Source organism: Paenibacillus sp. FA6 (assembly GCF_051550225.1).
GTDB lineage: Bacteria > Bacillota > Bacilli > Paenibacillales > Paenibacillaceae > Paenibacillus_AQ.
In genome coordinates this window covers 4,464,562-4,478,803 of the sequence record NZ_CP188820.1, presented here as the reverse complement: position 1 = coordinate 4,478,803, position 14,242 = coordinate 4,464,562, and the positions used below count along the sequence as shown (strand labels likewise).

At 39.2% G+C, this 14,242-nt stretch carries 11 protein-coding genes and 2 pseudogenes; 10 read left to right on the top strand and 3 right to left on the bottom strand.

Features of this window, described 5'->3' with window-relative positions:
• Nucleotides 1–121 precede the first annotated feature (121 nt).
• From msrA to ACP8HI_RS20490, 6 genes are all read left to right on the top strand, one after another.
• Nucleotides 122–640, top strand: coding sequence for a peptide-methionine (S)-S-oxide reductase MsrA (msrA, locus tag ACP8HI_RS20515; protein WP_438348014.1), 519 nt, complete (start codon nucleotides 122–124; stop codon nucleotides 638–640).
• A 186-nt stretch (nucleotides 641–826) separates the two neighbouring features.
• Nucleotides 827–1,951 carry a tyrosine-type recombinase/integrase gene (locus tag ACP8HI_RS20510; RefSeq protein WP_438348013.1) on the top strand — a complete coding sequence of 375 codons (1,125 nt, stop codon included), beginning with the start codon at nucleotides 827–829 and terminating at the stop codon, nucleotides 1,949–1,951.
• A 285-nt stretch (nucleotides 1,952–2,236) separates the two neighbouring features.
• The gene (locus ACP8HI_RS20505) at nucleotides 2,237–2,371 is read left to right on the top strand and encodes a hypothetical protein (protein WP_438348012.1); all 135 of its coding nucleotides are present in this window, start codon (nucleotides 2,237–2,239) and stop codon (nucleotides 2,369–2,371) included.
• Nucleotides 2,372–2,783: 412 nt separating this feature from the next.
• On the top strand, nucleotides 2,784–3,383 hold the full coding sequence (locus tag ACP8HI_RS20500; RefSeq protein ID WP_438348011.1) for a hypothetical protein: 600 nt from the start codon (nucleotides 2,784–2,786) through the stop codon (nucleotides 3,381–3,383).
• A gap of 456 nt (nucleotides 3,384–3,839) precedes the next feature.
• The gene (locus ACP8HI_RS20495; protein ID WP_438348010.1) at nucleotides 3,840–4,241 is read left to right on the top strand and encodes a DUF4279 domain-containing protein; all 402 of its coding nucleotides are present in this window, start codon (nucleotides 3,840–3,842) and stop codon (nucleotides 4,239–4,241) included.
• A gap of 1,160 nt (nucleotides 4,242–5,401) precedes the next feature.
• Nucleotides 5,402–5,644, top strand: a complete 243-nt coding sequence (locus tag ACP8HI_RS20490) for a hypothetical protein (RefSeq protein ID WP_438348009.1) — start codon at nucleotides 5,402–5,404, stop codon at nucleotides 5,642–5,644.
• Between the two features lie 310 nt (nucleotides 5,645–5,954).
• Here the strand turns inward: ACP8HI_RS20490 and ACP8HI_RS20485 are convergent.
• The 3 genes and pseudogenes from ACP8HI_RS20485 to ACP8HI_RS20475 all read right to left on the bottom strand — a co-directional run bounded on the left by ACP8HI_RS20485 (nucleotide 5,955) and on the right by ACP8HI_RS20475 (nucleotide 10,381).
• Nucleotides 5,955–7,311, bottom strand: a pseudogene (locus tag ACP8HI_RS20485) (transposase).
• 131 nt (nucleotides 7,312–7,442) lie between these two features.
• On the bottom strand, nucleotides 7,443–8,798 hold the full coding sequence (locus ACP8HI_RS20480; protein WP_438348008.1) for a BclA C-terminal domain-containing protein: 1,356 nt from the start codon (nucleotides 8,796–8,798) through the stop codon (nucleotides 7,443–7,445).
• 226 nt (nucleotides 8,799–9,024) lie between these two features.
• Nucleotides 9,025–10,381 (bottom strand): annotated as a pseudogene (locus ACP8HI_RS20475) (transposase).
• Between the two features lie 633 nt (nucleotides 10,382–11,014).
• Between ACP8HI_RS20475 and ACP8HI_RS20470 the strand changes: the two are divergent.
• From ACP8HI_RS20470 to ACP8HI_RS20455, 4 genes are all read left to right on the top strand, one after another.
• Nucleotides 11,015–11,800 (top strand): hypothetical protein, encoded by a 786-nt coding sequence (locus tag ACP8HI_RS20470; RefSeq protein WP_438348007.1) that lies wholly within the window; start codon nucleotides 11,015–11,017, stop codon nucleotides 11,798–11,800.
• A 243-nt stretch (nucleotides 11,801–12,043) separates the two neighbouring features.
• Nucleotides 12,044–12,427, top strand: a complete 384-nt coding sequence (locus tag ACP8HI_RS20465; protein WP_438348006.1) for a DUF6979 family protein — start codon at nucleotides 12,044–12,046, stop codon at nucleotides 12,425–12,427.
• A gap of 244 nt (nucleotides 12,428–12,671) precedes the next feature.
• Nucleotides 12,672–13,184: a shikimate kinase gene (locus ACP8HI_RS20460; RefSeq protein ID WP_438348005.1), complete on the top strand. Its 513-nt coding sequence runs from the start codon at nucleotides 12,672–12,674 to the stop codon at nucleotides 13,182–13,184.
• A 248-nt stretch (nucleotides 13,185–13,432) separates the two neighbouring features.
• Nucleotides 13,433–14,086, top strand: coding sequence for a lysozyme inhibitor LprI family protein (locus tag ACP8HI_RS20455; RefSeq protein ID WP_438348004.1), 654 nt, complete (start codon nucleotides 13,433–13,435; stop codon nucleotides 14,084–14,086).
• Nucleotides 14,087–14,242: the final 156 nt, after the last annotated feature.

The following is a 14,242-nucleotide window of genomic DNA, read 5'->3' as shown; positions in this document are numbered from 1 at the left end:
TCAATATTCGATGTCGAATGAGCTCCATGGTATACTTCATGATCAAAAGATGACTTTTTGAACAACCTCTCTAAGAAATAATGGCTCACATAGATTCGACAATAAAGGGGAGGATGGGAATATGGAGAAGGCAACATTCGCTGGAGGGTGCTTTTGGTGTATGGTGACACCTTTTGAGGAATTGCCGGGGATTCATGGCATTGTATCGGGTTATACCGGGGGAACAACGGAAAACCCTACCTATGAAGAGATCAAAACCGGAACGACAGGTCACTATGAAGCGGTGCAGATTACATTTGACCCGGATATTTTTCCATATGAAAAGTTGCTTGAGCTATATTGGCCACAAATTGACCCGACGGATGCTGATGGACAGTTTCAGGATAGAGGACCACAGTATCGGACGGCGATCTTCTATCATAATGAAGCGCAACAAGCTGCTGCACTGATCTCTAAGGAGCAAGTAGCTGGAAGTGGTAGATTTACTGGACCAATCGTGACGGAGATTATTCCTGCTGTAACGTTCTATGAAGCAGAGGAATATCACCAAGACTATCATCATAAGAATCCGAAGCATTATAAGGAAGATCGGGAGCAATCAGGGAGAGATCCCTTTATTGCGAAGCATTGGGGACAATAGGCTTGCTGATGCACATCGGATATGATATTTTGGAATACAAGATCTGACATAATAATCAGAAACGATATCGAGAAATGATATCTATGGACTTGCGGAAGTACCGGGAGACAGATTGCTCTAATGAGCGGTCTGTCTTTTTGTGTCTAAAGGTGTTGGTATGTATTCTATATTGTGGAGGAGAATGGAATGGTGGAAGCGAATATATACTTATCAAGTCAATTTATTATGCTAGATTGTGCAAAGAATGGCGATGTGATTGTAAAAATTCCTTATATCCAAGAGTGGATTAAGGCAATTAGAAGTGTTCCTGGTCGGAAATGGAATGAATCGGATAAATGCTGGGTGATTCCAGGGTCTAAATCAGCAATCCTATTACTATGCCACGCATTAAAGGGTATGCCTGTGGAGTTGGGAGATACCAAATTAGGTGAAAGGTTCCCTGATCTATTAGAGCTTCAAACGGGTGATGAGAAGTTAGCATTGCAAAGACTGAGAGATTGCTTGAAGTTGAAGGGGTATAGCATCAAGACTCAAAAGGCTTACATGGGACATGCTGAACGCTATTTACGAACGCTCTCGATTCCGTTAAGAGATGCTGAATTTGAGCATACGCGTGCGTATTTGTTGAAACTGTATGAAGAGTCATGGTCATCTTCTTATGTAAATCAAGCAGTAAGCGCTCTACGTTTCTGGCATGTTACAGTACTTGGTCGTAGTGATTTGAAACAATGGATTAGGCCAAAGCGACAAAAAAAACTTCCCGTAGTTCTTTCTACAGGTGAAGTAGCTAGGATACTAAAGTCCGTGCAACATGTTAAACACCGTACTATACTAGCATTGATCTATTCCTCTGGTATACGAATAGGTGAAGCTGTACGTTTAACCAAGCAGGATATCGACCCTGAGCGAAAAACCATTCATATACGTCAGGGAAAGGGAGGGAAGGATCGATTCACCGTCCTCTCTACTGCAGCTTATACCCTGCTACAGAATTATTTGGAGAAACAACCTATAGTCAAGTACTTGTTCCCAGGAGGAAAAGGTCTCGATCATCACCTCACGGAGCGGTCTGTGCAACATGTGTTTGAGAGGGCTATACGTAAAGCGGGAATATCTAAGCCAGCCACAGTACATACGCTTCGGCACTCTTTTGCGACACACTTATTGGAAAACGGCACGGATCTTCGCTACATTCAAGAACTACTGGGGCACGAAAGCTCTAAGACAACCGAGATCTACACCCATGTCAGCATCAAAGATATCCGTCGCATCCAGAGTCCACTGGATCGAATGACTGACCTTGAGCAATAGCTTCGTCTATCACCCTCGAGAGGAGTCTTAAACGAACTCGTCTATCCAGCCATATAGAGGGGATAAACGAGTTCGTAGATTAGCAGTTAACTGAAACTCCTTGAGAAAAATGTAAAAGGCATAAAAAAGTACTAATTAAGATACTAAAGATGAGTATGGCTTAAAACTAATATAAAAAGTTTCCATACGGAAACAGATTAAATAGTGAAAACCATGAAAATACGATCAACCCATAACCAATATGTGTGTAATCGAAGATGAAGAATAAGGGCTTTCGAAAATATTGTGAAGAAAGGGAAAGGAAAAATGATTTACAAATTTGATGAAGAAAAATATCGGTTTTTAAAGGAAAACCCCCACAAAATAGCTTGGGAAGTTTTTAAAAGAGGTATAAATGATTTTCCGGATTATGCACAATAAACAATCCATATCTTGTGAAATATAGTTCGGATTATTGGTTTTGGAGAAAATTCTTCAACGAATACTTTAAAACTGACATTTGTCATTTTAACTTTATACTTCGCCTTATCAATTCAGTTATGATTACGGGTGAAGAACTTATTGCAACAAATAAAAGCTAACATTTCCAAACTGATAGAACAGTATACAACATATTGAGATTTTGAATATCATTTTTGATGATGAGAAAAAAAGGGAGATTTATACTACTCAACAAGCGGTCAGATAACGAGACTATATAAAATAAACTGAAGGTAGATTGTCGCAACAGTTAGGATTTATTATTACTCAACTTCCGGTTCATTGAGCAAATCTTCCAGTTAGCAAGCGAGTAAACAGGCGAAAACATAACTTTATAGTGGGAGTATGAAATATGAAAAAAATATTATTGGTTTGTATTATGATAATGTTGATACTAGCATCGGCATGTGGAAATGTTGAAATGACATCAAATCCAAATACTTCTAGTGAGCCTAAACATGAAACGGAAGAGTCTATTATTCCAAAAAACACATCCGAATATTGTACTGTAGAACGTATAAATTTGGATAGTGAAACTGAAAAATATTTCTATGGAACTTGGAAAGTTGAGAAGCTTTTAGGATTTGCAAGTTCATATAATGATGCTTCTGAATATCCAACAGGGCAAAAATTTATTGGAGATGAAATTATAATCAAAAAAGACCTTTTTTCATCAAAAGGACTTAAAAACTATAGTGATTACCAATATGAACTAAAAAATCCATTGTATGAGATTACAGCGACATGCTATAACTCTGACTCTTTTTATAGATTATATAAAATAGATATCCCAGACTTAAATATAAATGATGTAGTAAAAGCAATAGATATAAGCGACCCTTCTACAAAACTTAGCATACCTGTAAGTGTAAGTTTTTTTGTTGTTAATAACGATAGGCTTATCTTGTTATCAGAGGCAACTATTTTTGAACTTGAAAAAATTACTGATTAAATGAATTAAGGTTATGTAATAAGTTCTGTGCTAATAGAATAGAAAATATCCAGGAAGGTAAGGATTGGAATGTTTCCCACACGGAAACGAAAATTGAAAAGGTAGAAATGAAGAGCCTATATTTCAAGGAATGTTTCCTATGCGGAAACAGGATTAGCTAGAATCATTAGAGAATTAAGAGAGTTAAAGAAGGAAACACGTAAAAACCGGAACAAGTAATTTCGAAGGGTAAATCGAAGAAGAAGGAGCATCAGTTAACATTGCATTACCACAGCGGTCGCTACGCTCCCTTGGTCACCAGGAAGAAGTTTCGTAGAAGTTAATTCTGGTGACACATCCAACCAGCTAAGTGGCAGAGCCACCCGGACCTACGGTCCTTAAGCCGCTTGGACGTCGGTAATGCCAAACGTTAGGTGAAATCCTGCTAAAGACATATTATTTAAGGAGAACTCAAAGATGGATAAAACAAATATAAAAGTCGAATTTAGTATATTCGGAGATGAGTTTGATCCAGGAATAATAACTGATACTCTATTAATTACTCCAACTAGAACTTGGTTCAAGGGCGATAATATTAGAGGAAATTTATTTCGTAAGGAAACGTGTTGGGAACTTGCCACAGAGTATGAAGAATCATTAGATATAAATGATCAAATAGATGAGATTAAGGAACTTATTAAGAATCAAGAAGACGAAATAGTAAAATTAATTAGACAGAATAAACTAGAATGTAAATTTGATGTTGTTATTAATATTGAGAATAATGTAAAACCAGCAATATATTTAAACAAAGAAATCATAAAATTTCTTCATGATCTTGGGGCAGAAATTGATATTGATCTATGCATTTATAGCTAAGAAATGACGTTAGAAAATTCGCAGAAGAGCAGGACATCACCTAACATCACATTCCAACTGAGGGGCATTCGCCCCTTGGTCGCCGGAGGCATTTCGAGGAAGAGAATTCAGGCGACACATTGATTTCCCTAAGATAAGAGCTATCTAAGGGAAATCAACGTCAGGAATGCACAAACGTTAGCAGAAATCCCTGAATATTGGAAATGGAAATTAAAGGAGGAAGTTTAGGATGATAGGAATTTGGATTATCATTTTAATAGTTATTGGTTATACCCCTATAATTTATAGAATCAACAAACGATTAAAACATATTGAAAGACAATTAGAAACAATAACAAAAAATACATATGGTAATGACTAAGTAGTCGCGAGTTTATATGAGGTTGGGGTAACCCCCGTTGGCACCGCGATACTTTTTTATAATAACGCATATAAAAATTGAGAAATAATTAAAGCCAATGTTAGTCGGAATGGATTAGAATTGTAATAAGATAAATAAAAAGATAATCAAGGGAAATTAACAAAGTAAAGTGCATCTTTAAGGGCAGATTTTAGGCATATCGAAGAAGTCAGGGACATCTGCTAACATTACATTCCTGCGTCGTCGCTGACGCTCCTCGGTCGCCAAGGGGGATATCGGAGAAGTGGAATCAGGCGACACATTCAACTAGCTAAGTCTGACGACCCGTTCCCTTTGGTCACTTAAGCGGCTTGAACGTCAGGAATGCCAAACGTTAGTACGCCAAGAAGTTTGGTTCATCTGACAAGGTGAAAGTCCTTGTGGGGCAAGGTCTAACCAACTCCCCCTATCGAGTGTTGCGCTGACACAGGTAACTGCTAAGTGAAGTGTACACAGAGAACCATGTAGGCCATAAGGAGATGTACCTCCTGAAGCAAATTCAGCCTCGTCAATGCAGTTTGGGAAATCAAACAAAGAACAGACGACAACGTGTTTAACGTCACGGAAGTCCAAGCAAAGGAACCGTAAAAAGAAGACTCGCAATGCGAATCTACTTAGAATGAAAGGTAAGGTTCTGGAGGGTCTGTCGGGGTCCAAGCACGTGGCATGCATGGAGAGATGAGCCAGGAACTTGGGAGGTCCCTAAGAGTTTCTACTCCAAGGAGTAGGTAGGCTGGACAATCGAAAAAGAGGAAAGCTGATGGCGATTAGGGAGTCGGATCTATTCATAGTACTCCGAGATCGGGAGAGCCGATTACATGGGGAAGGGATAGACAAGAATATGAAGCTTGTAAAGGAAACCTATGCCGGACATGTAGGACTGGAACACCGTAGGCAAACCTCACTGCAAGGAATAGCAAGGAAGGCAAGAAGAAATCAGACACACCGATATGGAAACGTTTATGGATTTCTAATGCTGACGTACAAAAGCGAATGTTCTTGAAGAGCCCGGTGCGGTAATTCCGCACGCCGGGATCTGTGCGGGGGACGTCAGGTAACTGGCGTTTCTACCGTGACGATGAAACCGTCCAAGTGCTAAAGTTCAATTTAAGTTGGAGGAGTGTATATTTGAAGAAATACCTGGATAAGCCTTCAATTAATATTGGAATTATTGGCCATCTATTAGTAGTGATTTTTGCTATAATAATTTTCTTTGAACCAACTAATAATTCATTAGTAAGTGAATCAATTTCATAATGCATCGCTCTAAATTTGTTTAGACTTCACCAATTCAAATTCAGCGTGTTTTTAAACTATGCGGCTTGAGATTTTAGTTGCTTGTTCATGCGATCAACTGCTAATTTCATACTTGTAAACCAAAGTTACGAGATTAAAGTGTACTCTCGCTTTGGCTCCCGTTCGATGTCTCACATTGTTTAACTGAAAGAACTCTTTAAGATAGGCATTCACACGCTCAACGGCGGATCTTCGTTTTGCAATGTGTTTCCACGAAGCGCTACCACGGGCTGGAGCAGTATATTTTCTTAAATCCTGCGTAATTTTCATCTTGAATACTTTCTGGCACAATGAATCGTTTGCCAAGGGACAATTTTCGCATTCTTTCGGTCGCACATATTTCAGTGTTTCGTACGTTGGATCGTAGCTATCATATCGGTACGAATGTTCACGCACGCAGGTTGGTGCGAAGTTCACATCGAAACCCTCTAACTCAGCTTCACGCCTTCGGTTATAGGCAATGACCGCATGTGTATTGCTCTTTCGAAGCTCTTGGTAAATAGGCTCGTAATCGTAGCCTGCATCCATCGTTGCATGGTTGAACGAATAGCCAGGAAATTGCGTTTGTAGACCTTTCAGTAATGGAATAGCTGCTTTGCCATCATTCATACTTCCTGATGAGAGCAGTGCTCCGAGAATATATTGACTCTGTGTACCGACTGCAAGATGACCTTTGTAGCCATACCAATTCAAGTTTTTACCTTCGCTATTGTGTTTAACGCCCCACTCGGGCGCAATGGGCATCTGTTGCCTAAGTGTTTCGTAAGACTCCGGCAACTGGTCAGCAATCTTTTTCTCGAAGATGGATTTTTTCTCCTCTAATTGCTGTTGCTGCAGTAACCAAGCTTCACGCTCATGTTTAGCTTTGCGACCACGTTTTTTAGGAGGCGCTGGAATGTCCTCTTTTTCTTCTTTTGTTGGAGCCTGATCTTGTGCTTCAATATGTGTGGCATCGATGGCAATCGTATCGTCCGTAATAAAAGATTCTTCCCGTGCATGCATCACGACTTGTTGGAACATCGCTTCCATAGCAGTGCTTTGGCTTAATTTTCGAATTAACCGCGAGTACGATGCCTCTGAAGGAATAGATTCTGACAATAGAAATCCACAATCTAGACGAAAGAGGATATCCTCACGAAGTCTTTTCACTAGATCCTTAATCGTCGGGATTCGTTCAATGATTCGTGCAAAAAGGGAGTAGATCATGGCTGAATAATTGATGTCGACAGGCGCACCTAAACGTGATCGCTTGATGATGACAGTCAGCGCTGGAGCAAGATCTATCGTTGCAAAAATAACATCAAATCGTTTTTCACGATCCATATGATATAAATCTTGCAGAGAAAACAGGCTCTCATGTCGAATATATGGCATGGGGAGTTCACCTCGTTCTTATCTCATTGGGTTGGTTTTGTCGCTTAACCTATTCGAGATTTGGGGAGGTACTCCTTTTTCTATGCCTAAAACACCTTGTTACTGCAAGGGATTAGATTTATGAAATTGATTCAACTAACCTTCATAATAGATATTGAAGCGCCGTGACCTTGACTTAAGGTCACATCTTCTGAAGCTCCATACAATTGAAGCGAGATTGTGCTTCCTGCATAAAGTTGCACTATCACCGTAGCCGAATAGCTTGATTGAGCATGACCTGAAGGAATGGTAGAAGTCTCTAGTGGTCTATCATCTATGAGCAGACGTGTTCCAATGCTTTTTTCCTCCGTTAAATTAACATGATAGGTAATGTAATAATAGCCAGTTTGTGTAACTGCTATACCGTCCGATAAAGATTTATAGTAAGTTGCATTAAATGAAAAGCCCGGCCAAGGTAGTTTTACTCCATCATAAGTGACAGAAACGACTGTATTTTGCGTAATAGCATTCGCCCAAGGAATAGAGTTACTTCCGGACTCACCTTGTGGGCCTTGCGGTCCTGCTGGTCCTATTGCTCCCGTGTCACCTTTATCTCCCTTAGCTCCTGCTGCACCTGGATCGCCTTTCTCTCCTTTAGCTCCTTGAGGCCCTGTTGCACCTGCTGGCCCTGTTGCACCTGCTGGTCCTATTGCTCCCTTGTCGCCTTTGTCCCCTTTAGCTGCTGCTGCTCCCGTTGCTCCTGTGTCGCCTTTGTCTCCTTTAGCCCCTGCTGCTCCTACTGCTCCCTTGTCGCCTTTGTCTCCTTTAGCTCCTGCAGGTCCAGTTGCCCCTGTAGAGCCTGAAGAACCAGTATCTCCTTTGTCACCTTTGTCTCCTTTGATACCTTGCTCGCCTTGCTCACCCTTTTCACTTGTTGGTTTTTCACCAACAGACTGAGTATTAATATTGACTTGACCCTTATTACTATCCCAAGCTATTTCCAGCCCAAGAGAATTAGCAATCGCACGAAGTGGCAAGTATATACTACCTTGAAAAGATAGAGGCGGTGTATCATTACCTTTGCTATCCTTTAACTGAACCTGTTTGCCATCTACAAAAATAGTAGCATTAGATACTTTTCCTGAAATTGTCGATCCTGCTTTAAGTCCCGTTTCATTATTCAAAGATGCAGCAACCGATGTGGAACTAGTCGTAATGTATACTGCTTGCTCTGCTTGACTCCAGTCCACTTTTAATTCGAGCAGTTGAGATGTAGTACGAAGTGGCAAATATAAAGAATTATTAATAGATATTGAAATGATATCCTGTTTCGCCTTTTTACCATCTACGTAAACTGGTGTATTTGTTACCTTCCCTTGCGTATTTTCTTTTGCTGCTTCAACGGGTAATGCAAACATACTAGAAGCAATCATAATAAACACAAGCAAAACGCTCATTTGCTTTTTAAGCTTTTTATACCCACCTATCCATTCATTTTTCATTTTCATTTCAATTCTCAAAACAATCTTACTCCCCTCGATATACATATTATCTTAAATAGAAGAAAACGATAATCGCTAACATTTCTTCAAAAATAGTTATAACATATTTTTCTATAGTAAAGTGTAACCCAGACTACAAAAACAAATAAAAGAGTAAACTGAATCAATTTCATAATGCATCGCTCTAAATTTGTTTAGACTTCACCAATTCAAATTCAGCGTGTTTTTTAAACTATGCGGCTTGAGATTTTAGTTGCTTGTTCATGCGATCAACTACTAATTTCATACTGTTGTAAACCAAAGTTACGAGATTAAAGTGCAATCTCGCTTTGGCTCCCGTTCGATGTCTCACATTGTTTAACTGAAAGAACTCTTTAAGATAGGCATTCACACGCTCAACGGTGGATCTTCGTTTTGCAATGTGTTTCCACGAAGCGCTACCACGGGCTGGAGCAGTATATTTTCTTAAATCCTGCGTAATTTTCATCTTGAATACTCTCTGGCACAATGAATCGTTTGCCAAGGGACAATTTTCGCATTCTTTCGGGCGCGCATATTTCAGTGTTTCGTACGTTGGATCGTAGCTATCATATCGGTACGAATGTTCACGCACGCAGGTTGATGCGAAGTTCACATCGAAACCCTCTAACTCAGCTTCACGCCTTCGGTTAGGCAATGACCGCATGTGCATTGCTCTTTCGAAGCTCTTGGTAAATAGGCTCGTAATCGTAGCCTGCATCCATCGTTGCATGGTTGAACGAATAGCCAGGAAATTGCGTTTGTAGACCTTTCAGTAATGGAATAGCTGCTTTGCCATCATTCATACTTCCTGATGAGAGCAGTGCTCCGAGAATATATTGACTCTGTGTACCGACTGCAAGATGACCTTTGTAGCCATACCAATTCAAGTTTTTACCTTCGCTATTGTGTTTAACGCCCCACTCGGGTGCAATGGGCATCTGTTGCCTAAGTGTTTCGTAAGACTCCGGCAACTGGTCAGCAATCTTTTTCTCGAAGATGGATTTCTTCACCTCTAATTGCTGTTGCTGCAGTAACCAAGCTTCACGCTCATGTTTAGCTTTGCGACCACGTTTTTTAGGAGGCGCTGGAATGTCCTCTTTTTCCTCTTTTTGTTGGAGCCTGATCTCGTGCTTCAATATGTGTGCATCGATGGCAATCGTATCGTCCGTAATAAAAGATTCTTCCCGTGCATGCATCACGACTTGTTGGAACATCGCTTCCATTGCAGTGCTTTAGCTTAATTTTCGAATTAACCGCGAGTACGATGCCTCTGAAGGAATAGATTCTGACAATAGAAATCTACAATCTAGACGAAAGAGGATATCCTCACGAAGTCTTTCCACTAGATCCTTAATCGTTGGGATTCGTTCAATGATTCGTGCAAAAAGGGAGTAGATCATGGCTGAATAATTGATGTCGACAGGCGCACCTAAACGTGATCGCTTGATGATGACAGACAGCGCTGGAGCAAGATCTATCGTTGCAAAAATAGCATCAAATCGTTTTTCACGATCCATGAGATATAAATCTTGCAGGGAAAACAGGCTCTCATGTCGAATATATGGCATAGGGAGTTCACCTCGTTCTTATCTCATTGGGTTGGTTTTGTCGCTTAACCTATTCGAGATTTGGGGAGGTACTCCTTTTTTTATGCCTAAAATACCTTGTTACTGCAAGGGATTAGATTTATGAAATTGATTCAAGTATATTTGGTTTTTCTATATTAGTTATTTTGTTATGGAGTATAGTCTCCTTTATAAGTATCTATAAATTGCGTATTAAAATAATCATTTTAGAAGAGAGGTATGAAGAAAAGGCCATTAATAAGGAACAATTCATTCATCATAAATTAATGAATAAATTAGGGATAAGAATAAATACTAGCTATCTAATAATTGTGATCATAGGATTCTCTATCTTCCTAATGCTCTTAATAGAAACAATCAGATCATTTTAGATAAAAGTAAAATTAATATTTGAATTAGAAGAATATGGTGAAAAGCAATTCGAGGATGTGACGCCATCATCTAACATAATATTCGCGCTGCGGGCCATTCGGCCCTTGACCTGCCAAAAGTATATTCGAGGAAGAGGATTCAAGCAGATACATCCATTCCCCTAAGATAAGAGCTATTTAAGGGGAATGGACGTCGCGAATACGACAACGTTAGACGACATACTTAATTCATGGAGGTTTTTAAGTGCCAAACCATATGACTTCAATAGGATTCGAAGTTCAATCTAGAGAAGACTTTGAGAGATTAGCAGAATATGCCCTTACTACCGGCAATAGAATTAAAACTAAAAAAGGAATTTATTCATATGCTCAAACGGGCAAGGGAATTGAATTATGGCTTCAAATGAATAAGAGTAATGAAGTTATTGGTTTAAATCCGCATTTTTCCGGTTCATCGAAAATCAAAGTAGGAATAACAAATGAAATCATTACGGATTCAAATTCTATACTTGATGGAACATTTCATGCTTGGGCCGATCCTAAAGATGAATCAGTAGAGTCAGGAAGTTATCCTTTCGTCTTTGATATGCCTAACCGAGCCAACTATGGTGAAGTTCAAGTTCCACAAATCCTTTATATTCAGTTGACCGCATTTGCACATGAACTGAGCGTATATGATGATGAAGACGAGTTTAATAAATCTCAAGATAGTGATCTAAAATTTGCTTCTGAATCATTCATACCTTCAGGTTTATTCGGAAATGAGGAAGCACCAAGTGCTAGAGCAATATTTACTGGCAGAGTAGTAGACACTTCTATTATTACTAATGAACATACTGGAGCTACATTTTATTGGTCACTAGTAAAGACATTAGGTGGGGAGATAGATGTGGTCGCAGATAAACAACTTTTGAGTAAAGAAATTATTCCAGGTGGAGTTATTTCAGGTTCTTTTTGGTTAAGTGCAAAGTTCCTCGATAACCCAGTGTTAAAGGAAAAATCCATGATTCAAAGATTATTTGGAAGATAAGTACGTCATCTAACACAATGTTCATGCTTCGGGGCATTCGCCCCTCGGTCCGGCAGAAGTTAGATGTGGAATCGGGGTGTAATTGGCAGCAGCAGGGAAGCATAATCAGCCGGACACATCCGCACCGACTAAGCGCATCGCGCCCGGCGACTTCGTCGCCTTAAGTCGGTGGGACGTCGTGAACACATCAACGTTAGACGAAATTATTGCTAGATTTTAAAAATAGAAAGAAGAGGTGATTTTGTGAGCAAATACGGAGAAGCGGCTGTGAAAACAGTTCAATACATAAAAGAAAATAAATTAGAAAGTCCAAGAATAGCTTGGGAGGTCATCACGAAAGAGATATTCGGGGAAGGGACTGCATCGCAAAAGAAGGGTTGCCCAAGAACAACATTTTTAGGATTATGTGAGACAGGAATTGTATCAGGCGTACCTATAGGAGCATATACAACATCACAAAAAAACAAAGAATATGGATTGAAAGCATTAGAACTAATTAAGAAGAACCGAGATTTAATACAGGATAAGAAAACCTTGTGGTTAAAAACGATAGGACATGAAAAAAAGGTGCATAATTCACAGATGGATGTAGTAATAGAACTTTGGAAGAATGAAATGGTTGAATAATTTGTAGGTATTTCGAAGATGGCAATAAATCGTCTAACATCACATTCCTACTGCGGGCATTCGCCCTTGATCGCCAGAAGTATTTTCAAGGAGTATACTCAAGCGATACATTCAACCAGCTAAGTCTGACGACCCGTTCCCTTCGGTCACTTAAGCTGCTTGAACGTCAGGAATGCGCAACGTTATCGGAAATTCATACAATATATAAATAATCAGAACTGTTAGAAATAATTGGAGGGAGAATATGAATATAGTTCTCATAGGTATGTCTGGAGCTGGTAAAAGCACTTTAGGTGTTTTGCTTGCAAAAGCTTTAGGAATGGATTACGTGGATTCAGATATTATTATACAACAACATGAAGGTAGGTTGTTACAAGATATCATTGATAATGATGGTATAGAGAAATTTTTGGAGTTAGAAGAAAAAATCGTGTCTGAATTGCAACTAAAAAATTGCATTATATCTACAGGTGGAAGTGTTATATATTCAGATAAAGCTATGAATGTCCTTAAACAGGGTGGACAGATTATTTATTTACATGTCCCATATGAAGAAATTAATAGGAGACTAATAAACATAACAACCAGAGGTATTGTAATAAAGAAAGGAAATAGCCTTAAGAACGTTTACGAGGAAAGAGTTCCTCTATACATTAAGTATAGTGATAAAACTCTTGATTGCTCAAATAAGGATATAGAACGTTGTGTAAGTGAGATTATAGAGAAAATACAAGAAAATCATTGCGATACTATATAATGCTCGCGAAGTATAGGTTTAAGTAACTCGAAGATGGCATGAACATCGTCTAACAAAACATTCCTACTGCGGGCATTCGCCCTTGATCGCCATGAGGGATTTTCAAGGAGATAAATCAGGCGATACATTCAACCAGCTAAGTCTGACGACCCGGACCTACGGTCCTTTAGCTGCTTGAACGTCAGGAATGCACAACGTTATGCGCCATTACCGGTAAATATTAAAGATAATATTTAAGGAGATAATTTATGAAAGGTAAGATACTCTTATTATTTTTTATAACGATAGTGTTTTCAGCTTGTCAAAATATTAGTCAGTCGACTACCTTGAACAGCGAAACTAAATCAATAATGAATTCTGAACTGCCTCCTGATGTAGTGAGTACAGGTAATGGAACAGAATCGAAAGAAATAACTGAAGGTCAATCAGATCCTTCTAATAAAGAAGTGTTATCCATGAGCATTGGGAACTATGATCTGACTGGAGAATTTTATGATGAAATGCTTCGAAATCCTATAGATCATGATTATGAAGTGGAATTTAATGAATTTCAAAATTCCAAAGAGATTATTACAACATTGGGATGGGGGGCGTTGGAAAGCAAATATACAGAGATTTGGGATAAAGAGTTGAATCAAATATATAAAAAGCTTCTTTCTAAGTTGGATAGAGAACCAAGAGAAGCACTAATTGAATCGCAGAAAGAATGGTTACAGTATCACTTAAGGGAAACAAAATTTGTAGAGAAGACATTTATTAATAATGGTTACCTTGGATCACAAGGATCGGTAAGCCTAGGCACGGTTATACGGGAGAGAATTAGGGAAAGAACAATGCAATTATTTGAATATCGATATTTGCTAGATGGTGAAGTTGAGTTTTTATACCAAAGTAATAAATAGAGTTGGAATCTTGAACAAAGGTTTTTAGGTGATGCTTCGAAGACAGTAACGGCGCATAACAAAATATTCTTGCGTCGTCGCTGATGCTCCTCGGTCGCAAAAGGGATTTTCGGAGAAGTGGATTCAGGCGACACATTCAACCGGCTAAGTCGGACG

Coding starts and splice junctions, on each gene's coding strand:
- msrA (WP_438348014.1), top strand. CDS start 122: ATGGAGAAGGCAACATTCGCTGGAGGGTGCTTTTGGTGTATGGTGACA.
- ACP8HI_RS20510 (WP_438348013.1), top strand. CDS start 827: ATGGTGGAAGCGAATATATACTTATCAAGTCAATTTATTATGCTAGAT.
- ACP8HI_RS20500 (WP_438348011.1), top strand. CDS start 2,784: ATGAAAAAAATATTATTGGTTTGTATTATGATAATGTTGATACTAGCA.
- ACP8HI_RS20495 (WP_438348010.1), top strand. CDS start 3,840: ATGGATAAAACAAATATAAAAGTCGAATTTAGTATATTCGGAGATGAG.
- ACP8HI_RS20490 (WP_438348009.1), top strand. CDS start 5,402: ATGGCGATTAGGGAGTCGGATCTATTCATAGTACTCCGAGATCGGGAG.
- ACP8HI_RS20480 (WP_438348008.1), bottom strand. CDS start 8,798: ATGAAAATGAAAAATGAATGGATAGGTGGGTATAAAAAGCTTAAAAAG.
- ACP8HI_RS20460 (WP_438348005.1), top strand. CDS start 12,672: ATGAATATAGTTCTCATAGGTATGTCTGGAGCTGGTAAAAGCACTTTA.
- ACP8HI_RS20455 (WP_438348004.1), top strand. CDS start 13,433: ATGAAAGGTAAGATACTCTTATTATTTTTTATAACGATAGTGTTTTCA.